This window comes from Achromobacter sp. (genome assembly GCF_057314935.1).
The window spans coordinates 48,498-69,747 of the sequence record NZ_DBHKZA010000014.1; the positions used below are offsets into that span (position 1 = coordinate 48,498).

Genomic DNA, 21,250 nt, shown 5'->3' on the forward strand with positions numbered 1-21,250 from the left:
CGCCCGCCTTGCCGTTGCAGCCAAGCCCACCCTTGCGGGGTGGGCTTTTTCTTGCCGGCGACAGCCTGGCTATTCGGGTTGAATGCCGGCTTGCCGGATCTGCTGGCCCCAGGCGTCATACTGAGACTGCACGAATTGCTGCAGCGCGTCGCCCACCGCCAGGTCAGGCTCCATGCCCAGGGCGCGCAACCGCTCCTGGACCGCGGGATTGCCCATCGTCGCAGTCAATTGCTCGGACCACCAGCGCGCCGCCTCAGGCGCAAGGCCGGCCGGGCCAGCCACGCCGATCCAGCCAGTCAGGTCCAGGCTTCCCATGCCCAGTTCCTGCGCCGTGGGCACCGCGGGCAGGATGGTCGACCGTTTACGGGACACCAGCGCCACCGCATTGAGGTTCTGCGCGCGGATTTGCGGCAGCACGGCGCCCAGATCGGCGGCAACGAAATCGATCCGCCCGCCCAGCAGGTCGGTCACCGCGGCCGGTTGGCCCTTGTAGGGTACGCCCAGTACTTCAGCGCCCGCCGCGCGGCTGAAGGCGGCCGCCACGACTTGGCCCGTGCCGGAGCCGTAGCCGCTGGTCACGGCGTTCGGCTTTTCCTTTGCCGCCGCCACCAGTTGCCGGGCGTCTACATGTTTGCCGGCGGCGCGCGTCACGATCACCACATCGAATCGGACAACTCGTCCAACCTGGGTGAAATCCTTGATGGCGTCATAGCGCTGGAACGCCTTGGAAAGATAGGGCCCGGACGAGCTGGTAGCGCTTGAGCTCGGCATCATGGTGTAGCCGTCGGGCGCGGCCCGCGCCACCGTGTCGACACCCAGCACCCCCAGCGCGCCCGGCTTGTTCTCAACGATGATCTGCGCGCCGCTGCGGGCGCGGATGTCGTCCAGCACCAGGCGCGAGACATTGTCGATGGTGCTGCCCGCGGGAAAGCCGACCACGAAATGGATGGGCTTGTCCGCTTGCGGGTAGGTCGGGGCTGCCCGGTTCGCTGCGCCTGCCGCCGGCGGCAGGCACAGCGCAGCCGTGATCAGGACAGATAGGGTGAGTCTTTTCATGTTTGTCTCCTCGTGCATGGGACGTGGCGTCAGGGCGTCTTGGCGGCCCTGTCCGCTTCCGCCAGGATTTCGGCCGTGTGTTCACCCAGCCCCGGCGGATGGCGCCGGATATCGCCTGGCGTGCGGCTGAACCTGACGGGCAGGCCCGCCTGGATCAGGCGTCCTTCCGTGGGGTGCTCCGATTCGTGCCAGAAGCCGACGGCGCGCAGATGAGGATCGGCCAGCAGTTCCTCGAAACCATTGACCGGCGCAAACGGGATGTCGGCCGTTGCCAGCAACTCGGTCCATTGCGCCGTCGTGCGTTCGCCCAGAACGGTTTCGATGTAGCGGTACAGCTCGGGGAAATGCCGGCTGCGGCTGTTCAGGGTCAGGTAGCGCGGGTCCTGCGCCATCTCCGGATTTCCTGCCAGCGCGAAGAAACGCTGCCACTGCGCGGTGGTGTAGGGCACCACGCTCATGTAGCCGTCACGCGTGCGAAACGGGCGGCGGTACTCGTTGAGCAGGCGCGCATAGCCCGCAGGCCCTTCGGGCGGCACGAAGGTCAGTCCGGCGAGGTGTTCCGGCGCCAGGAACGCCACCATGCATTCGAACATGGGCACTTCGACGGCCTGTCCGCCAGCCCCGCGCTCGCGGGCGAGCAGCGCGCTGGTCACGGCGTTGGCCACATACAAGGCCACGACTTTGTCCGCCACGACGGAGTTGACGTAGCGCGGGGCCTCCGCGCCCGCGCCGCCCTGCAGCCAGGCCATGCCGGACGCGGCCTGGATGGTGTCGTCGATGGCCGCGCGTCCCGCATAGGGCCCTTGTTCCGAATAGCCGTAGCAAGCGCAATAGATCAGGTCGGGAAAGCGGGCTTGCAGCGTCGCGTAATCCAGGCCCAGGCGGCGCATCGCGGGAGCGCGCATATTCGAGATGAACACGTCGGCGCCGCCGATCAACGCGTCGAGCCGGGCGCGGCCCTCTGCGGTCTTGGCATCGATCACCGCGCTGCGCTTGTTGCGGTTCAAGTTCAGGTGGGTGTGGCTCATGGCGGCGTGGCGCTGGGGCGTCACATGGCGGAACACGTCGCCTTCCGCGGATTCCACCTTGATTACATCGGCGCCCATGTCTCCCAGCATTTGGGTGGCCATGGGCCCCATGCCGACGCTGGTCATGTCGATGACGCGTATGCCGTGCAACGGTCCGGGCATGCTCAGTCCTCCCCCAACAGGCGGTGCGCCAGGCGCAGGTGCGGCCGGTCGATCATCTTGCCGTCAAGCCGCAGGGTGCCCGCGCCCGGATGGGCGTCGAACGCGGCGATGACGGCGCGCGCCCAGTGCTGCCGGCTCTCGTCAGGCGTCAGCGACGCGTTGACGGCGTCGACGTGCCGGGGATGGATCGCCATCTTGCCCACGAACCCGTCGCGAAACGCTTCAGCCGCCTCGGCGGCAAGCACGTCGGGCGCATCCAGTTCGATGCAGACGGTGTCGACCGCGCGCACGCCCGCGGCCGCAGCGGCCATCAAGCATAAGGAGCGCGCCAGACGGAACGGTTCGGTGTAGCGGCCCGCGGCACGGTTCTGCAGCGCGCCGACATCCGCGGCCAGGTCTTCCCCGCCCCACGACAGCCCCCAGAGGCGGAGCGTGGCGCCGCGGTAGTCATGCAGTCCGAACAGCGATTGAGCGGTTTCGGTGACGATGGCCAGGATGCGGGTGCTGCCCGCCGCAGTACCGGCCGCCGCGGCAACGGCCGCCGCCTCGAATGCGTCGAGGTAGTTTGATAGGCGTTGAAGGTCTGCGCGGCCCGCGCACTTGGGCAGAACGATGCCATAGGGGGCGGCGGGGATGACGCAAGCCAGGTCGGAGAGGGCGTCTGCGCTGTCGAGCGCGTTGATCCGCACCCAAAGCTGCTTGCCGGGCGCACCGTGTTCCAGCATGGCCCGCACCTGCGTTCGCGCCGCCGCTTTCTGGTCGGGCGCGACCGAGTCTTCCAGGTCCAGGATCAGGGCGTCCGCGGCGCTGGCGGCGGCGTGGTCGAACTTGCGCCTGGAATCGCCAGGCACGAACAACAGAGAACGGGTCATGGCGGAAATCCTAGGCCGGGCGCTTGCGCATCAGCGCAGACAGCTTGCATAAGGCGACCACCTCGTCGCGATGATTCAGCGCGGTGTGCTCAAGTTCGACGATGCCCGCATCCGGCCGGGACTTGCTTTCGCGCATCGATAGCACCCGGGTGCGCACGTGCAGCGTGTCGCCCGCGAAAACCGGCTTGGGGAACGCCACGTCCGTCATGCCCAGGTTGGCCACCGTGGTGCCCAGCGTGGTGTCGTTCACCGTCATGCCGATCAGCAGGCCGAGCGTGAACAAGCTGTTGACCAGCGGCTTGCCGAACTCCGTCTGCGCGGCGAAATGCGCGTCCAGGTGCAGCGGCTGTACGTTCATCGTCAACGAACTGAACAACACGTTGTCCATCTCGGTCAGGGTGCGGGTCCAGGCGTGATCGAACGCCTGCCCGGGCGAAAACTGTTCGTAAAAGAGGCCAGCCATGTTCCTTCCTTCAGCAGAGAGCGTCGGGCATGCTGCCCCGACTTCCGAGCAGTCGCGGGTGGCGAAATTCCATCTGCGTTCTTACTCTTGAACAAAAGTTTATAAGTATGAACGACAGCAGGCAATGGCTTTTGCTTTCTCGTAAACCCGTAGCCGCGCGCCGCTGGCTGGCCGGACATGGCGCGGCATCGCCGGCGCGTTGGCCGACGGTTCTGGAAAAGGGGGGAGGAAAAGGGCGGCTGGAGAGGCCGTGGGGGCGCCGGCGCCTGGCGCCGGGCGAGGATTACCTGGCTGGCGCCGGGCTGTCGATGCGCTGCGCGAGCTCGCGGCTGGCCGCAAGCAGGGTACGGCCGATCAGGTCGGCCTTGGACGCCGAGCGATCCAGCGGTGCGCCTACGACCAGCGCCAACGCGGTGCCGTACAGCACCAGCGGCGCAGCGACGGACAAGGTATCGGCCTGGTGCTCCGCCAGATTCACGTGCCAGCCGCGGCTGGTTTCGGCTTCGATCAGCTGGAGCAGTTGCTTGCGTGTCGTGACCGTCTGGTCGGTGTAGCGGTCCAGCGTCAGGCGGGAGACCAGCGCTTCCCGTTCGGTGGGTGCCATGGCGCCCATCAGCGCGCGTCCGGAGGCGGACGCGTGCAACGGCTTCTGCTGGCCGACCCTTGCCGTGAATCGCACGATGCGGTCGGGTTCGGCCACGTCCAGGTAGACGGCATGGTCGGCGGACCGTTGCGCGAGGATCAGCGTTTCACCAAGTTCGTCGCGCAGCGCTTCCAGGGTGGGGCGGATGCGCGTGGTCAGCTGGTCATGTTCTGCAACGGTCCGGGCTTCGTTCAGCCAACGCCGCGTCAGGTAGTAGCGTCCCGCAGTCTGGTGCGCGTAGCCGTCGCCCTCCAACGTGTCCAGCAAGGCCAGGCAGCTGGATTTCGGGATGCCCAGCCCAGCCGAAATCTGCGACAAAGTGGCCGGGGCCCGTGTATTGGCGAAGAACTGCAGAATGTCCAGTACCCGCCTGGCGCTTTTTACGTCGTTCGTACTCATGCACGGGAATATATATTCATGAACAGGCGACGGCAACTGCCGCCGCGCATTCAATCCGCGTACACGCCCACCTTGCGGATAATGCCGCCCCACTTGTCGACTTCGGATTGCAGCCAGGTCTGCAGGCCTTCCGGCGTCTGTTTGGATTCGGGCACGATCTCGGCGCCCAGTTCGGCCATCTTCTGCGAGAAGGCCGGGTCTTTCAGCGCCGTGCGCAGCGCCGCATTGAACTTCGCGATGGCCTCGGGCGGCGTGCCCTTGGGCGCATAGACGCCGTGCCACACCTTGACCTCGAAGCCCTTCAAACCGCCTTCCTGCAGGGTCGGCGAATCCGGCAGCGCCTTGATGCGGTCCAGCGTCGTCACGCCGTAGAGCTTCACGCGTTCCGCCTTGATCTGCGGGATGGTCTGCGTGGTCTGGTCGCACAGCACATCGACCTGACCGCCTAACAGCGCCGTCATCGCAGGGGCCGTGCCGGCATAGGGCACGGTCGTGAACTGCACGCCCAGCGACTCCTGCAGCAGCATGCCGCACAGTTGCGACACCGCGCCCAGCCCCGCGTTGGCCAGGTTGACCTTGTTGCCGTTCTCTTTCGCGTATTTGATGAAGCCCGCCATGCCGTCGGCCGGCAGGTCCTTGCGGCCCAGCAGGGTCATGGGCACGTCCGCCACCTGGCCGACGTAGGCGAAGTCCGTCAGCGGATTGAACGACAGCTTGCGGTAGAGCGCCGGCGCCGTGGCCATGCCGTTGTGGTGGATCAGGAAGGTATAGCCGTCGGGCGCCGCGCGCGCGACGTGCTGCGAGGCCAGGGTGCCGCCCGCGCCGGTGCGGTTTTCGATGATGATGCTCTGGCCCAGCGTCTTGGCCATGGAGGCGCCCAGGCTGCGCGCCACCACATCAGTGGGGCCGCCCGCGGCAAACGGCACGACCAGCGAAATGGGATGGTTCGGATACGCGCCCTGCGCGCTGGCGGAACCCCAGGCAAGGCAGGACAGGGCCAGCATCGGCCAAGCGGCACGCGTCGCCGCGCGCGCGAAAATTGGGGGCATGTCTCGCTCCTTGTGGTTTTCTCGGGCCCGCGAACGCACTGCGGACCAACACCAGTGTGGCGCGTCATGCCAAGGATGAGAATTTGCCGTTTCACAAGCCGGGCTTCGGCAGCGGGAAAGGCGGGTTTACACGATGCCCCGCATCTCCAGCCCGCTGTAGGGCAGTGCCGCGGCCTTCACGCGGTCATGGAAATAGCGATGGAAAATTTCCCAATCTCCATATTGGCGCGATTCCACTTGATACGCGCATAGCCTGCCGATAAGGCCACATATCCAATCTGCGCACTGAAGCGTCTGGAACAGGTGGCTTTCACCTTGAAGCGGCGGTTCGACCAGCGCTCTGCACCGGTCTGTTTCGGCGGCGAACATGGCCAGCGTGCAGGCTTCCACATTTGCTTCGCGCCAGATGCTGCCGGCTTGCTGTTCATCGAGCAACACCATGAACGTTGCTTGTTGCGCAGCGCAAAACTGATCTGCTTGGCGGACGAGTTGCAGCAGATGATGTTTGAAGACTCTCGCCGGCTCGTGCACTGCGGTGTCGGCTGCCTTGTGCTCGCCACCATAGATCACATGGCCGCCGAACTGCCGTAGCTGATTGAGCAAACGTGCCGTGCCAGTCCTCAGCGCCCGATACTTCTCCACATTCTTGACGGTGTAGAGTTGCGCTCCCTTCTTCTCCCATCGATACGCAGGTTGATCCTGCCGTTCAAGTTCGAACTGCAACAGCCGGCATTTCAGTTTGTAGAAGTAGATGGCAAAGTCACGTACTGCATCGACAGGTAAAAGCAGTCCTCCAAATCCAAAAACGGGGCTGGTTTTGTGTCGTTCGTGGTTACGGGCGATGAAGGGGCCGATATGACCGAATTCGTCCAGATACACGACATAATGCATGGCGAAATCCTCTGCGCGGCATGCATGGCGCATGCGATTGGACGCAGTGTAGGACGCGGAAAAAGGCGAGGTTTGCGCCGGGGCGCGGAAATGTCACCCTTTCCTTGGCACATGCGGGACGTGTTCTGCTGAGCAAAGACACGAAAGCCCGCAACAATGAATTGTGCGGGCCTCGGAAGGTGGGCACATGACGGGCATATGCGTTGGAAAGACTTTAGGTCAATCCGGGGCTTAAGTGCAAGCCGTAAGGCCGCAGAATTGCGCACGCGGCAGTCAACATCGTCTTTATCAGACCGAATCCGAAGCCAGCTTGTCGGCAGTAGCCGAAAGGTCGGCGCCGGTCAGCCCTTAATTCGCCTGATCCTTGCCTGGGTCTTCTGCCAGCACTTGCGGCGTGGGGTAGCAGGGCTGCGGCGCGTTCACGGGTTCGATGCGCAGCGGCTGGTGGACGCGGCTGGGCGGCACGAGCGAACCGGGGTCATCCGGGTTGGTCCACAGCGGGTCCGGGATTTCGGCGAAGACCTGGCGCAGGCGTTCGCCCCAGGTGCCGCGGATCATGCGGAAGTACTCGTTGTGTTCGTCGATGCTGGCGAAGTGCGTAACGCGCAGCGCGTTCGTGTCGTAGACCAGCAGGTCCAGCGGCAGCCCCACCGAAATGTTCGAGCGCAGTGTGGAGTCCATCGAGATCAGCGCGCACTTGGCGGCCTCGTCCAGCGAGGTGTCGGGGCGCAGCACGCGGTCCAGGATGGGCTTGCCGTATTTAGCTTCGCCGATCTGGAAATACGGGCATTCCTGGCCGGCCTCGATGAAGTTGCCGGCCGAATACACCTGGAACAGCCGGCAGCGTTCCGTTCCAATCTGTCCCCCGAAAATCATGCTGACGTTGAAGTCCACGCCTTGTTCATGCAGGGCGGGGGCTTCGCGTTGATAGACCTCGCGCACGGCGGCGCCGACGCAGCGGGTGGCCTCGAACAGGTCGGCCGCGTTCCAGATGGTGTCGCCGCCTTCGTCGTGCTGGCGGGTCAGTACGTGCAGCACGGCCTGGCTTACCGCCAGGTTGCCCGAGGTCATCAGGACCATGACGCGTTCGCCGGGGCGCTCGAAGACGGTCATCTTGCGGAAGACGCTGATCTGGTCGACGCCCGCGTTGGTGCGGGAGTCGGACAGGAAAACCAAGCCGGCGTCGAGGCGGGCTGCTACGCAATAAGTCATGATCAGAAATTTGGAAAAACCACGCCGCATTGTATTGCGGCGCGGGTGCGGCGGTTATTGCTGCCCGGAGGTCTGGACCTGCACGCTGATCTCCATGGATTCCTCGCCGCCGCCGCTGCGCACGCCGCGCACCGGGGAGGCCGAGTCATAGTCGCGCGCCACGGCCAGCCGGCAATGGCTGTCCGAGGCGAACTGGCGGTTGGTGATGTCGACGCTGGTCCAGCCGATATCGGCCAGCCAGACGTCTGCCCACGCATGGCTGGCCGAGTGTTCGGTCGTGGTGTGCACGTAGCCGCTGACGTAGCGGGCCGGCACGCCCAGGCCGCGCACGCAGGCCAGGAACAGGTGCGCGTGGTCCTGGCAGACGCCGTGGCCCATGGTCAGGACCTGGCTTGCTGCCGTGGTCACATCGGTGGTGCCCGGTTCGTAGGCGACGCGGTCGCTGATGGCGTTGGCCAGCGCCAGGATGTCGTCCGGCGTGGTCAGGCCGCCGGGCAAGACCTCGCGCACGAAGGCCATGATCGTGTCGTCGGCCTGCGTCAGCGGCGTCTGCACGCAATAGGCATGTACCGGCAGGCGGCTGTCCTCGCCGCCGAGCACGCCGCGCGCCAGCGGCGCGACCTGCACCTGCCCGACCACGCGCAGCTCGATGTCCGTATGCGGGTGGTTCAGCGTCAGCGTATGCGTGATGTTGCCGTAGGCGTCCACCTGCTTTTCCAGCGCGCCGGGCGCTTCGATGTGCCAGCGCAGCACGCGCTGGTGCTCGTCGTCGCGCGGCGTCAGGCGCAGCGTCTGGATGCTGTAGGTGACCGGCGCGGTGTAGCGGTAATGGGTGACGTGGGTGATGAACTGTTTCATTGCTGTCTCCGTGTTATGCCGACAGCGGGACCAGGAAGTCCTGGCTGATCCGGTTGCCCAGGTCGTTGATGCGGTCCAGGAAGTGGTCCAGATACTGGTGCAGTCCGCTGTCGAGGATGTCCTCGACGCGGCCGTATTGCAGTTCGGCGCACAGCATGCCGGCGCGGCGTTCCGTTTCGGTCGAGCGCTGGTTGGAGACGCGCGCCAGATCGTCGGCCACCGCCCGCATCGACGCCAGCAGCGAACGCGGCATGTCGCCGTGCAGGATCAGCAGTTCGGCCACGCGGTCCGGCGTGATCACGTCGCGGTACACCTTGCGGTAGATCTCCAGCCCGGACACCGAGCTGAGCAATGCGGACCAGCGGTAGAACTCGCTTTGCAGCGCGGCGGTGCCGGTGGGTTCGGTGCGCACCTCCTGCGCGCCGGTCTGCGACGCGCTTTGCGACCCGTTGCCGCCCCGTTCATGGAACTTCACGTCCAGCATCCGGGCGGTGTTGTCGGCGCGTTCCAGGTGCATGCCGATGCGCAGGAAGTACAGTGCTTCGTCCTCCAGCATGGTGCCGATGGTGACGCCGCGGGCCAGGTGCGAACGGAACTTCACCCATTCGAAGAATTCGCCCGGGTTGCGCTCCAGAAGGCCGGTGTGCAGGTGCTTGAGCAGTTCCAGCCACGTGGTGTTGTAGGTCTCCCAGACTTCGGTGGTCAGGCTGCCGCGCACGGCGCGTGCGTTTTCGCGGGCGGCGCGCATGCACGAATAGATGGACGAGGGGTTTTCGGGATCGCGCACCATGTACTGCAGGACGTCGTGCGGCGAGATGGCCGCGTACTTGCTCTGGTACAGGCCCTGCAGTTCAGAGATGCGCAGCACGCCCAGCCACGAGCCCTCGCGCGTCTGCGTGTCTTGCGGCAGCAGCGACATCTGCAGGTTCACGTCCAGCATGCGGGCGGTGTTCTCGGCGCGTTCGATGTAGCGGCACATCCAGAACAGGTTGTCGGCGGTTCGGCTCAGCATGTTCAGTCCTCCAGAACCCAGGTGTCTTTGGTGCCGCCGCCCTGGCTGCTGTTGACCACCAGCGAGCCCTCGGTCAGCGCCACGCGGCACAGGCCGCCGGGCACGGTGCGGATGTCCTTGCCGCACAGCACATAGGGACGCAGGTCCACGTGCCGCGGCGCGACACCCGATTCCACATAGGTCGGGATGGTGGACAGCGCCAGCGTGGGCTGCGCGATGTAGTTGGCGGGGTTGGCGCGCACGCGGTCCTTGAACGCATCGACTTCGGCGCGGGTGGAGGAGGGCCCCACCAGCATGCCGTAGCCGCCTGCGCCGTGCACTTCCTTGACCACGAGGTCGTGCATGTTGGCCAGCACGTGGGACAGTTCGTCCGGCCGTCCGCAACGCCAGGTCGGCACGTTCGACAGAATGGGCTCTTCGCTGAGATAGAACCGGATCATGTCCGGCACGTACAAGTAGGTGGACTTGTCGTCCGCGATGCCGGTGCCGATGGCGTTGGCAAGCGTGACGCGGCCGGCGCGGTACACCGACAGAAGACCCGGCACGCCAAGCGCCGAATCCGCGCGGAACGACAGGGGGTCGAGGAAGTCGTCGTCCAGCCGGCGGTAGATCACGTCCACTTTGCGCGGGCCCTGCGTGGTGCGCATGTAGACGGTGTTCTGCTCCACGAACAGGTCCTGGCCTTCGACCAGTTCCACGCCCATCTGCTGGGCCAGGAAGGCATGCTCGAAGTAGGCCGAGTTGTACATGCCGGGCGTCAGCACCACAACCGTGGGGGCGTCCCCGCCGTGCGGCGCGACTTCGCGCAGGTTGTCCAGCAACAGGTCGGGGTAGTGCGCCACCGGTTCGACCTTGATGCGGCTGAACGCGTCCGGCATCAGCCGCATCGACATCTTGCGGTTCTCAAGCATGTAGGACACACCGGAGGGCACGCGCAGGTTGTCTTCCAGCACGTAGAACTCGCCCGCGCCCGCACGCACGATGTCCACACCGGCGATGTGGCAGTAGATGTCTTCCGCCACGTCCACGTCCTGCATTTCGGGGCGGTACTGGGCGTTCAGGAACACCTGTTCGGCCGGCACGACGCCGGCGCGCACGATGTCGTGGCCATGGTAGATGTCGTGGATGAACATGTTCAGCGCGCGCACGCGCTGCTTCAGGCCGGCTTCCAGGTGGCGCCATTCGTCGGCGGGGATGATCCGGGGGATCAGGTCGAACGGGATCAGGCGTTCGGTGCCGGCGGCGTCGCCGGCGACTGAAAAGGTGATGCCGACGCGGCGGAAACTCAGGTCGGCTTCGAGCCGTCGCACGGCCATGGCTTCGGCCGATTGCTCTTGGTGCCAGCGCTCGAAGGCCTGGTATTGGGAGCGTATGCCGCCGGCACTGTCGCGCATTTCATCAAAAGCGGCTGGACGGGATGATCTGTCCTTCATGGCTCCTCCGATGCTGGGTGCTGCGGCCAACCGGCAGGCGGCGGCCTTGCACACGGTCATTACCCGGCCGATGCGTGGCCGGTCCCAAAGAATAAGCAACCCGCATGCCAGCTTTTCGGGCAAGCCGGGGACTTGGGCACAATATCCTCCCAAGGGCGCCGAAACGCCATCCCCCGCCGCGCGTAGGACGCCAGCGGTACTGAATGCACCGTAGTGGTGCATGCCGCCGGACCTATCTGGTGCGTCAGTGCATTCGGTACGTGTGCAGCGTGGTGCCGCCCGGGGCGCCTTGTTCCAGCGGCGCATGCGGCACCCAGCCGTCCTGCGTCAGCACGGCGTCCAGCGGGTAATCGTGCGCGGCCGGGGCATAGTCGGCGTCCAGTTCGCCGCAGCTCCAGGCGATGCCGATCGTGACGAACGGGTGGCCCCGTTCGCGCAGCGCTGCCAGGGTGCGGTCGTAATAGCCGCCGCCGTAACCCAGGCGGTCGCCCTGGTCGGTGTAACCGAGCGTCGGCACCAGGACGACGTCGGGCAGCACCTCGGCGCCGGCCACTGGTTCCTGGATGCCGTAAGGGCCGGCGCGCAGTTCGGCCTCGGGCGTCCACGGCAGGAACGCGAGGGGGGCGTTGCGTTCGCGCACCACGGGCAATGCGACGGCGACGCCGTTTTCCACCCATTGCGACAGCAGGGGGCGCAGGTCGGGCTCGTCCGCCATCGGCCAGAAAGCGGCCACGGTGGCGGGCGCCGGACGGCCGGCGCGTGCCGCTTCGTCGCGCGCCACATTCAGCCAGGTGAACAGGCGTGCACGCATCAGCAAACCGCCACGGCTGCGCTGGTCTTCGGGCATTTCGGCACGCAGTTTCCGCAATCGCGTGCGGTGCTGGACTGCGGTATCCTCTGGAGTATTTTGCGTAGTCATGCAGTGGCTGTGATGGGGGTGGACAATGAAGGCGAACATGCTGGAATCGGGCATGCAGGAATCTGGCACGCAGGAATCTGAAACGCCAGTCAGCATGCCGGCGTGCAGGGCCGGTGTATGACGGCAAATGAGGGACACGGCATGACACAGATTCTGCAAGTCCGACGGTATCAGAAATCCGGCCGGAAATCCCCGCACGGCGCGGTCGCTTCGGACCCCCGTTCCGGCCTGCGCCGCTGGCTGCCGCTGCTGGCTCTCTTCACCGCCGCCTGTGCGCCGGTTGACGCGCAGCAGCGCAGCGCCGCCGTCAATCCCCAGCCGCAGCCCGCCGTCCAGTCGACGCAACCCCTCATCGCTGTGCCGCCCGCGGTGCTGGCCGGCCTGCCGCCCACCGCCGACACGCCCGCCCTGGCCGCCGTGGTGGCCGCCCGCGAGGCCATGAACCGCAAGCAGTGGTCCGTGCTGGGCGCGCTGGTGCCGCAGGCCAAGTCCGACACGCTGGGCATGTATCCCGAATACTGGCTGCTGCGCTATCAGCTCTGGACCCCGCCCGCCACGGGCCGGCCCACGGCCGACCTGCAGCGCTTCATCAGCAGCAATGGCGACGCCTACCTGGCCGACCGCCTGCGCGGCGACTGGCTGCTGGCGGCTGCCCGCAGCGGCGACTTCGAAACCGTGCGCAAGCTGGCGCCCGTGAAGAACAGCAACGCCCAGATCGAATGCGCCATCCTGGACGCCAAGCACATGACCGGCCAGCGCGCCACGGCGGCGCAGGCCACCGCGGTGTTCGCGCCGGGCGGCGCCTGCTGGGCGCTGTACGACCAACTGGTGGCCGACGGCATCCTGGGCTGGGAACAGCTGGAGCCGCAGTTGCGCGACGCCATCGAGGCCGACAAGACGGCCGACGCGCGCAAGCTCGTGCAATACATGTTCGAAGCGCGCGACATCAAGACCTACGACCTTCTGATGAAGGATCCGATGAAGTGGCTGACCCGGCAAGACCGCATGCCGGTGGGCCGCAACGAGAAAGAGCTGGTGACGATCGCGCTGGCCCGCCTGGCGCGTTCGGACGTCAGCGTGGCCGATTCCTATCTGCGCCGCGAATGGGCCAAGTCCATGTCCAAGCCGAACCTGGCCTGGGTGCGCGGGCAGTACGCGCTGATGGCCGCCTTGAAGCTGGATAGCCGCGCCGACGACTGGTATCACGAAGCCGGCCACATCCGCATGACGGACTACAACGCCGGCTGGAAAGTGCGCGCCGCGCTGCGCCAACCGAAGATCGACTGGAAGTGGGTCATCGAATCCATCGACGAGATGCCGGCGTCGCAGCGCGATGACCCCTCGTGGGTGTACTGGAAGGCGCGCGGCCTGGCCGCGACCGGCCGCAAGGACCAGGCCAACGCCCTGTACGCCAGCATCGCCGACCGCTTCGATTTCTACGGCCAGCTGTCCGCCGAGGAACTGGGCCGCCGCATCAATGTGCCGCCGCGCCCCGCACCCGTCAGCGACCGCGAAATCGCCGAGGCCCGCGCCAATCCCGGGCTGCAGCGTGCCGTGCAATTGTTCCGACTGGGCTGGCGCGGCGAAGCCGTGCCCGAATGGAACTTCACGTTGCGCGGCATGAGCGACCGCCAGTTGATCGCGGCCGCCGAGCTGGCCCGCGCCGAAAACATCTACGACCGCGTCGTCAACACGTCCGACCGCACGGAAAAGGAATTCGATTTCAGCCAGCGCTTCATCGCGCCGTTCGAAGGCCGCGTCACCGCCAAGGCCAACGCCATCGCGCTGGATCCGGCCTGGGTCTATGGCCTGATCCGCCAGGAATCGCGTTTCATCATGGACGCACGCTCGCATGTGGGCGCCTCGGGCCTGATGCAGCTGATGCCGGCCACCGCCAAGTGGGTCGCGGGCAAGATCGGCATGACCGATTTCACGCCCGCCAGCGTCAACGATTTCGACACCAACACCGTGCTGGGCACCAACTACCTGAACATGGTGCTGCGCGACCTGAACGGGTCGCAGATGCTGGCCAGCGCCGGTTACAACGCCGGTCCCCGGCGGCCCCACAATTGGCGCTCGACGTTCACGCATCCGGTCGAAGGCGCCATCTTCGCCGAGACCATCCCGTTCAATGAGACGCGCACCTACGTGAAGAACGTGATGTCCAACGCGGTCTATTACGCGGCGATGTTCAGCGGGCAGTCGCAGTCCCTGAAGGAACGGCTGGGCAATATCGTGCCGATCGGCGCCGAGAGCACGTCGATCCCATGACGCGGGATCCGGCCATCGACGGCTTGCAGGTCTATATCGTAGGCGGGGCGGTGCGCGACGCGTTGCTCGGCCTGCCGCCGGGCGACCACGACTGGGTCGTGGTGGGCGCCACGCCCGAAGACATGGTCCGCCGCGGCTTCGTCCCGGTCGGGGGCGACTTCCCGGTGTTCCTGCACCCGCGCACCAAAGAGGAATACGCGCTGGCGCGCACCGAGCGCAAGTCCGGCCGCGGCTACAAGGGGTTCACGTTCTACACCGGCGCCGACGTGACGCTGGAAGAAGACCTGCGCCGCCGCGACCTGACCGTCAACGCGATCGCCCAGACGCTCGCTGGCGAACGGGTCGACCCCCTGGGCGGCGAGGCCGACGTGCGCGCGCGCGTCTTTCGCCATGTGGGCGACGCCTTCGAAGAAGACCCGGTGCGCATCTTGCGGCTGGGCCGTTTCGCGGCCCGCTTCGACGATTTCACCGTGGCCCCCGAAACCCTGGCGCTCTGCCGGCGCATGGTGGAGGCGGGCGAGGCCGACGCGCTGGTGGCCGAGCGGGTCTGGAAGGAATTGTCGCGCGGCCTGATGGCGAAGAAGCCGTCGCGCATGCTGGACGTGCTGCAGGAGTCCGGGGCGCTGGCCCGCGTGATGCCCGAACTGCAAGGCGTGAAGGAAGTGGGCGCCGACGTGGATCGGGCGGCGGCGCAGTCCTTATCGCTGGCGGGGCGCTATGCCTTGCTGTGCCGGTTGACGCCCGAACGCGAGGCGCTGGGCCGGCGCATGCGGGTGCCCACCGAATGCAATGATTACGCCCGCTTGCTGCCTGAGGTACTGGCAGGCCTGGACGCCGCCGAAGCGGGCGGCGCGGATGCGCAACTGGCGCTGATGGAGCGCGCCGATGCGCTGCGCAAGCCCGACCGGTTTTTCGATCTCTTGAAGACGGCGTCGGTCTTGCAGCCCGTGGACATGGTGGCGTGGCAGTCGCGTGCGGGCGCCGTGCGCGGCGTGGATGCCGGGGCGATTGCCAAGGCCTGCGCGGGCGATCCGGCCCGCATCAAGGACAGCGTGCGCCAGGCGCGCCTTGAGCGTTTGGAACAGCGGCAAGCGGACTGAGGCCGCGCGCCGCCAGCCGCTACAGCTTGCCCAGCCGGTCGCCGCGCGAGAACCCGGCCAGCGGCTCCGTCACGTCCCGGCCTACGGCCAGCACCTTGAAGAGTTCGCCCATTTCGGCTTCCGACAGCAGTTTCTGAACGGGCGCCACGGCTTGCGCATATTGCTGCGCGTCCGACGGGTCCAGCTGGGCCAGCAAGTCCATCAGGCCGGCATTCATCAGGAAGCGGGCCTGCGACGTGTAGCCCAGCACCTGCAAACCGGATTCCAAGGCCGCGTCCGCCATGGCCGTGAAATCCACGTGCGCGGTGATGTCCTGCAAACCGGGGGCGGTAAACGGGTCGCCATGCGCATGGTGCCGCAGGTGGCACATGAGCGTGCCGCCCGCGCGCTGCGGATGGTAGTACTCGCTGCGCGGAAAACCGTAGTCCACCAGGAGGGCCGCGCCGCGTTCCAGCCAGCTGCCCATCGCGGCGATCCAGGCCTCGCCTTGCAGATTGATTTCGGACACGTAGCCCGGCAGGGCCGGCATGCGCGCAGCGACCGCCGAAGCCAGCGCGGCAGGGGCGGGGCGGTCTTCCCAGATGAAGCCGCCGTCGGCATCCAGCGCCACGCCGCGTTCCTGCACGGCGCCGGCGGCGTCCCAGGCAAACAGCGACACGGGCATCGCGTCCAGCACTTCGTTGGCCAGCACGCAGCCGGCGAACGCATTGGGCAGCGCATCCAGCCATTGCACGCGATCGCCGAACGGCGCCAAGCGCGCCGCCTGGCGGGCACGCAGGTCGGCGGACACTTCCAGGATCAGGTATCGGGTCTGGTCCAGCCCCATCGCATCCAGCTCGCGCAACACGCCTTCGGCCAGCGCGCCGGTGCCCGCGCCGAATTCCAGCACCGCCTGCGTCTGCGTCTGACGCAGCACCTGGGCCGCCTGGCGGGCGATCGTGCGGGCGAACAGCGGCGTCAGTTGCGGCGCGGTGACGAAGTCGCCTGCGGGCGTCTTGGCGTCGTCGTCGCCGTCGGCCAACTTGACGTTGCCGGCGGCGTAATAGCCCAGGCCTGGCGCATACAGCGCTTCCGCCATCCAGTGGTCGAACGGCAGCCAGCCGCCGTTGGCCGTGATCGCGGCGCACAGGTGCGCGGCGGCGGCATCGCTATGTTCCCGGGCGGCGGCGGACAGCGGGGGGAGATTGGCGGGGGCGGGGCGTTGCATGGTCGAAGAAGGCGTGGTCATTACGGCATTTTCCCAAAAAAAGAACGGCCCTGCTGCGCGTGTTTGCCGCCTTCAAAAGACAAACCCCGCGACGGGCGCGGGGTTTGTTTGGGGTCAAGCGGGCGAATTAGCCGCGGCGGTCAGCCGGCTTGGCAAAGCGCTTGGCGGGGCCGCCGGGGCGCTTGTCGAACGAGGGCTTGGCGCCACGGAAACCGCCTTCCGGACGGTCGCCGCCGCGGAAGCCGCCTTCGCGCTGGGGACGGTCGCCGAAGCTGGGACGATCGCCGAAGCTCGGACGGGCGTCACGGTCGCCGCCGCGAAAACCGCCTTCACGGGGAGCGCGCTCGTTGAACGGGCGGGCATCGCGCTGGGGACGGTCGCCGAAGCTGGGACGATCGCCGAAGCTCGGACGAGCGTCACGGTCGCCGCCACGGAAGCCGCCTTCACGCGGGGGACGGTCGCCGAAGGGACGATTGCCCTGGTAGCCGCCTTCGCGCTGCGGACGATCACCGAAGCTGGGGCGGTCGCTGAACGAACGGGCCGGGCGGTCGCCGAAAGGACGATTGCCTTGGTAGCCGCCTTCGCGCGGTGCACCGTCGCGATTGCCTTGGTAACCGCCTTCACGCGGCTTGAACTCGCCACGCGGGGCAGCGCCTTCACGCGGGCCGCCGAAAGAACGGCCTTCGCGGTTGCCTTGGTAACCGCCTTCATGACGCGAACCGCCGAAACCGCCGGGACGCTTGCCGAACGGCTTGCCGCCACGCGGGGCGCCGCTGCCGCCAGCCGACGGACGCGGCGTGCGCTTGGGTTCCAGGCCGGCGATCACTTCAGGGGTGATCGATTGGCCGATGTAGTGCTCGATGCGGCGGACCTTGTGGCGCTCGGAGTGCGTCGCCAGCGTGAACGCCAGGCCGCTGCGGCCGGCGCGGCCGGTACGGCCGATACGGTGCACGTAGTCTTCGGCTTGCATCGGCAGGTCGAAGTTGACGGCGTGGCTGATGCCTTGCACGTCGATGCCGCGGGCGGCCACGTCGGTGGCAACTAGGATACGCAGCTGGCCGCGTTGCAGTTGCGACAGCGTACGGGTGCGTTGGCGCTGGTTCATGTCGCCGTGCAGGGCAGCGGCGGCAAAGCCTTGGTCGGCCAGGCGGTCGGCCAGGTCATCGGCGCCGCGCTTGGTCGACGTGAAGACAATGGCTTGATCCAGCTTGGCGTCGCGCAGCACGTGGTCCAGCAGCTGCATCTTGTGGCTGGCATCGTCTGCGTACAGCAGGCTTTGCGTGATGTTGGTGTGCTTTTCCTTGGCGCCGGCCAGTTCGATGCGTTGCGGGTCGCGCATCATGCGGGCAGCCAGCTTGGCGATCGTGCCGTCCAGCGTGGCCGAGAACAGCAGCGTCTGGCGGTCTTCCGGCAGGCGGCCGACGATGGTCTCGATATCTTCGATGAAGCCCATGTCCAGCATGCGGTCGGCTTCGTCCAGCACCAGCGTGTGCACGGTGTTCAGCTTGACGCGGCCCGATTGCAGGTGGTCGATCAGGCGGCCGGGGGTGGCGACCAGCACGTCGACGCGGCGCGACAGCGCCTTCAGTTGCGCGCCGTAAGGCATGCCGCCCACGACGGTCGCCGTGCGCAGGTCAGCCAGCTTGCGGCCATACGTCTCGGTCGCTTCGGTGACTTGCAGGGCCAGTTCGCGAGTCGGGGTCAGAACCAGCACTTGCACGCCGACGCCCTTGTTGGCGGGCATCTGGGCAATGCGGTGCAGGGCCGGCAGCATGAAGGCGGCGGTCTTGCCGCTGCCCGTCTGCGAGGACACCATCAGGTCGTGACCGGCCAGCGCTTGCGGAATGGCAGCGGCTTGGACGGGGGTGGGGGTGCTGAAGCCAGCTTCTTGAACGGCCGACAACAGAGCGGGTGCAAGACCCAGGTTTTCGAAAGACATTACTTTCCCTTGCCGCAATCAATGCGACGCAGTGCTTGGTCGGGCCAGGGGATTAGGCGGCCGGATCCAGGCGACGGTTGATGGAGCATCGTGCCGACCGAATCAACCGTGCGCGTGGCGCGTTCTCGTATACAGAGTGGAACGCAGGGCGAAAGGAAAGGAGGTCAGGAATCGATGATAGTTCGGCATGGGGCCGGGGCGTAGGCTGCCCGGCAGACTGCAAAAAATTCCGCTAAATCAAGGCGGTAAATGCCGAACTCGTTTTGTGCAGTGCGGCGATCATAACCCGAATTCGCCTTGCAGGGGAATTATTTTTTTGTCCAGTCCCCAATCAATAGGGTTTTTCCCTTGGTCGACGAGCCAGTCGTTGGTCGTCCGGAAGTGGCCGCAGCCCAGAAAAGGCACGGGCGGCCGCCGGGCGGAAAGTGGGGAGGGATGGTTCGACATCAGGACCAGGTGGCCGCTGTTGTCGGGAAGCAACATCCTCTTGGCCTGCGCATGGGCGCCCCACAGCAGGAACGCCTTGGGCGAGGGGTCGCGGGCGACCAGCGAGATCAGCGCGTCGGTCACGGTCTCCCAGCCGCGCTTGGCGTGGGAGGCGGGCTGGCCGTCTTCCACCGTCAGCGCGGTGTTCAGCAGCAGCACGCCCTGGTCCGCCCATGGGCTCAGGTCATTGCCCGCCGGCACGGGCGTGCCCGGGAACTCCTGCGCGATCTCGTTGAAGATGTTGCGCAGGCTGGGCGGGCGTTTGCAATCGTCGGGCACCGAAAACGCCAGCCCCTGCGCTTGGCCGGGGCCGTGATACGGGTCTTGCCCCAGGATCACCACGCGCACGTCCGACGGCGCCAGCCCGTGCAGGGCACGGAACGGCGTGGCGGGATAGACCACCGCGCCTTCGGCAAGGCGCGTTTCGACGTGGGCGGTGACCGCGGCCAGCGCGTCGGCGACGGCGCGGTGGGCGAAGGCGGCGGCCCAGGCGTCGGGAAGTTGCGCCGTCTGGGCGGCGAGGGCGTGGGGAACGAGGCGGTTATCGATCGGCATGGGCGCGATTTTGGCATAGGCGACGCGTCGCGTGCCGGCTTGGCGGCAAGTCGGGGATATCGTTTATTAATTGAGAATCATTGTTAATATTGCCGCCTTCGTGCCCTTGCCGCATTTGCCGTCATGTCCCGTCCACCCAGCAGCCTGAAAGCCTGGCTCGCCCATTACGGCGAGTTGGTGGGCGCGTGGGCCAAGCGCAATTCCAGACCCTGTGACGCCGAGGACGCGGCCCAGGACGTGATGGCCGGTTTGTTGAGCGGCGGCAACCGCGGCGTATTGAACGGCAAGTCCTATCTGTTCCGGGCGGCGCAGAACCGGCTGATCAGCGAGATCCGGCGGCAGGCGCGGCATGACGAGGTGTCGCTTGAGGCGTGGGCGGCCGATGACCCTGCGCAGTGGCATGACCCGGAGTCCAACGCGCGTGCGCGCCAATTGGCCGATGCGTTGGAATGCGCCCTGGCCAGCCTGCCGTTGAAGAAACGGCAAGCCTATGTCTGGTGCCGCCTTGAGGGCTATTCGCAGCCTGAAGTCGCTGCGCGGATGGGCGTGGCGCTGAACACGGTCGAGCGCTATATCATGGACGCCACGCGAGAAATCCGCGAACAGCTGAAACACTTCTGCCCGGATTGATCCGCCGCGCAATGACAGACCCCATCGACCCAGACACCCTGACTGATCCCCGCGACGCGGCGGCCTTTTGGTTCGCCCGTGTGCATTCGGAACGGATGAGCGAGGCCGAACGCCAGCAGTTCGACGCGTGGCTGCGGGCAGACCCGGCGCACGGCCTGGAATACCGGCGTGCGCGCGGCATCTGGAACGCCAGCGGCCAGCTGGGCGAAGACCGGTTGCGCGCGCTGGTGCAGGAGGAGGCGCCCGCCGCCGCCCGCCGGCGCAGCCCCCTCACATCGCGCCGCCGCGTGATGGCCGGCGCGGCTTTTGCCTGTACCGCCGCCGTGGTCGCAGGCGTGGCATTGTCCCGATGGATGGCGGGCGATCCCGCCTACGCGGCGCAATACGCCACGCAGCCGGGACAACGGCAGCGCGTGTCGCTGCCTGATGCGTCGGTCATCGACCTGAACACGGCGACGCAGTTGGCGGTGACGCTGTACGCCGACCGCCGGGTGGTGGCGCTTGCTGCGGGAGAGGCCACGTTTTCGGTGACGCCGGACGCCAGCCGGCCGTTCTACGTGGAAGCGGGTGGCGCGACCGTCCGGGTGACGGGCACGCGGTTCAATGTGCGCCGCGACGGCGACGCCGTGCGCGTGGCCGTGGATGCCGGCACGGTGGCGGTCGAGGCCGGCCATTGGTGGAACCGCAGCCAGGTGCTGTTGAGCGCGGGGCAGGGCACCCGCACGGTGGAGGATGGGCGCTTGTCGCCATCCGAAAAATGGGATGTGCCGACTCTGCTGGCCTGGCACGCCGGCCGCGCGGTGTTCCGCGATGTCCCGTTATCCGACGCCGTGGCCGAGATGAACCGCTATGGCCACCCGCCGATCCGCGTGTCCGGCGCGGACGTGGCCGCGTTGCGGGTATCGGGCGTGTTCAGCGTCGACAACCCCCGCGCGTTCCTGGACTTGCTGCCCGCTATCGCGCCGGTGCGCGTGCAAGCCGGCTCGGACGGCTCGGCCGTGATCGTCCGCCGCTAAGCCAAGCAAGGCCGACGGCCTGCCGCCCACCTTGCGCGGCGAATGAAAT

Annotated in this window: 19 protein-coding genes; 4 read left to right on the top strand and 15 right to left on the bottom strand. The window is 66.8% G+C overall.

Features of this window, described 5'->3' with window-relative positions; translation table 11 throughout:
• Positions 1 to 69 precede the first annotated feature (69 nt).
• The 12 genes from ACO6D5_RS07445 to ACO6D5_RS07500 all read right to left on the bottom strand — a co-directional run bounded on the left by ACO6D5_RS07445 (position 70) and on the right by ACO6D5_RS07500 (position 11,997).
• Entirely contained in the window at positions 70 to 1,056 is a 987-nt protein-coding gene (locus ACO6D5_RS07445; protein WP_315527424.1) for a tripartite tricarboxylate transporter substrate-binding protein, read from the bottom strand.
• A gap of 29 nt (positions 1,057 to 1,085) precedes the next feature.
• On the bottom strand, positions 1,086 to 2,246 hold the full coding sequence (locus tag ACO6D5_RS07450; protein WP_315527426.1) for a CoA transferase: 1,161 nt from the start codon (positions 2,244 to 2,246) through the stop codon (positions 1,086 to 1,088).
• Between the two features lie 2 nt (positions 2,247 to 2,248).
• Complete coding sequence (locus ACO6D5_RS07455; protein WP_485825033.1) at positions 2,249 to 3,118, bottom strand: HpcH/HpaI aldolase/citrate lyase family protein; 870 nt, start codon at positions 3,116 to 3,118, stop codon at positions 2,249 to 2,251.
• A gap of 10 nt (positions 3,119 to 3,128) precedes the next feature.
• Positions 3,129 to 3,581 (bottom strand): MaoC family dehydratase, encoded by a 453-nt coding sequence (locus tag ACO6D5_RS07460; RefSeq protein WP_485825034.1) that lies wholly within the window; start codon positions 3,579 to 3,581, stop codon positions 3,129 to 3,131.
• Positions 3,582 to 3,864: 283 nt separating this feature from the next.
• The gene (locus tag ACO6D5_RS07465) at positions 3,865 to 4,623 is read right to left on the bottom strand and encodes an IclR family transcriptional regulator domain-containing protein (RefSeq protein ID WP_315527429.1); all 759 of its coding nucleotides are present in this window, start codon (positions 4,621 to 4,623) and stop codon (positions 3,865 to 3,867) included.
• 50 nt (positions 4,624 to 4,673) lie between these two features.
• Positions 4,674 to 5,672, bottom strand: a complete 999-nt coding sequence (locus ACO6D5_RS07470; protein ID WP_315527430.1) for a tripartite tricarboxylate transporter substrate-binding protein — start codon at positions 5,670 to 5,672, stop codon at positions 4,674 to 4,676.
• A gap of 126 nt (positions 5,673 to 5,798) precedes the next feature.
• Positions 5,799 to 6,563 (bottom strand): DUF3800 domain-containing protein, encoded by a 765-nt coding sequence (locus ACO6D5_RS07475; RefSeq protein ID WP_485825035.1) that lies wholly within the window; start codon positions 6,561 to 6,563, stop codon positions 5,799 to 5,801.
• Between the two features lie 348 nt (positions 6,564 to 6,911).
• On the bottom strand, positions 6,912 to 7,775 hold the full coding sequence (locus ACO6D5_RS07480) for a proteasome-type protease (protein WP_485825036.1): 864 nt from the start codon (positions 7,773 to 7,775) through the stop codon (positions 6,912 to 6,914).
• Positions 7,776 to 7,829: 54 nt separating this feature from the next.
• Positions 7,830 to 8,633, bottom strand: a complete 804-nt coding sequence (locus tag ACO6D5_RS07485) for a transglutaminase family protein (protein ID WP_315527432.1) — start codon at positions 8,631 to 8,633, stop codon at positions 7,830 to 7,832.
• A 13-nt stretch (positions 8,634 to 8,646) separates the two neighbouring features.
• The gene (locus ACO6D5_RS07490) at positions 8,647 to 9,645 is read right to left on the bottom strand and encodes an alpha-E domain-containing protein (RefSeq protein ID WP_485825037.1); all 999 of its coding nucleotides are present in this window, start codon (positions 9,643 to 9,645) and stop codon (positions 8,647 to 8,649) included.
• Between the two features lie 2 nt (positions 9,646 to 9,647).
• Positions 9,648 to 11,078 (bottom strand): circularly permuted type 2 ATP-grasp protein, encoded by a 1,431-nt coding sequence (locus tag ACO6D5_RS07495; RefSeq protein ID WP_485825038.1) that lies wholly within the window; start codon positions 11,076 to 11,078, stop codon positions 9,648 to 9,650.
• A gap of 244 nt (positions 11,079 to 11,322) precedes the next feature.
• Entirely contained in the window at positions 11,323 to 11,997 is a 675-nt protein-coding gene (locus tag ACO6D5_RS07500) for a 5-formyltetrahydrofolate cyclo-ligase (RefSeq protein WP_315527435.1), read from the bottom strand.
• A 141-nt stretch (positions 11,998 to 12,138) separates the two neighbouring features.
• On the opposite strand from ACO6D5_RS07500, the gene ACO6D5_RS07505 reads away from it, so the two are divergent.
• Positions 12,139 to 14,268, top strand: a complete 2,130-nt coding sequence (locus tag ACO6D5_RS07505) for a lytic transglycosylase domain-containing protein (protein ID WP_485825039.1) — start codon at positions 12,139 to 12,141, stop codon at positions 14,266 to 14,268.
• Positions 14,265 to 15,368: a tRNA nucleotidyltransferase/poly(A) polymerase-related protein gene (locus ACO6D5_RS07510; protein WP_485825040.1), complete on the top strand. Its 1,104-nt coding sequence runs from the start codon at positions 14,265 to 14,267 to the stop codon at positions 15,366 to 15,368. Before ACO6D5_RS07505 ends, ACO6D5_RS07510 begins: the two co-directional genes overlap by 4 nt.
• 19 nt (positions 15,369 to 15,387) lie before the next feature.
• On the opposite strand, the gene ACO6D5_RS07515 is transcribed toward ACO6D5_RS07510, so the two are convergent.
• The 3 genes from ACO6D5_RS07515 to ACO6D5_RS07525 form a co-directional block, all read right to left on the bottom strand.
• Positions 15,388 to 16,575: a class I SAM-dependent methyltransferase gene (locus ACO6D5_RS07515; protein WP_485825053.1), complete on the bottom strand. Its 1,188-nt coding sequence runs from the start codon at positions 16,573 to 16,575 to the stop codon at positions 15,388 to 15,390.
• Between the two features lie 127 nt (positions 16,576 to 16,702).
• Positions 16,703 to 18,514: a DEAD/DEAH box helicase gene (locus tag ACO6D5_RS07520; RefSeq protein WP_485825041.1), complete on the bottom strand. Its 1,812-nt coding sequence runs from the start codon at positions 18,512 to 18,514 to the stop codon at positions 16,703 to 16,705.
• A gap of 279 nt (positions 18,515 to 18,793) precedes the next feature.
• Positions 18,794 to 19,555 (bottom strand): uracil-DNA glycosylase, encoded by a 762-nt coding sequence (locus tag ACO6D5_RS07525; protein ID WP_315527441.1) that lies wholly within the window; start codon positions 19,553 to 19,555, stop codon positions 18,794 to 18,796.
• Between the two features lie 123 nt (positions 19,556 to 19,678).
• On the opposite strand from ACO6D5_RS07525, the gene ACO6D5_RS07530 reads away from it, so the two are divergent.
• Positions 19,679 to 20,185 (top strand): sigma-70 family RNA polymerase sigma factor, encoded by a 507-nt coding sequence (locus tag ACO6D5_RS07530; RefSeq protein WP_315527444.1) that lies wholly within the window; start codon positions 19,679 to 19,681, stop codon positions 20,183 to 20,185.
• An 11-nt stretch (positions 20,186 to 20,196) separates the two neighbouring features.
• Complete coding sequence (locus ACO6D5_RS07535) at positions 20,197 to 21,201, top strand: FecR family protein (RefSeq protein ID WP_485825042.1); 1,005 nt, start codon at positions 20,197 to 20,199, stop codon at positions 21,199 to 21,201.
• The last annotated feature ends 49 nt before the right edge of the window (positions 21,202 to 21,250 follow it).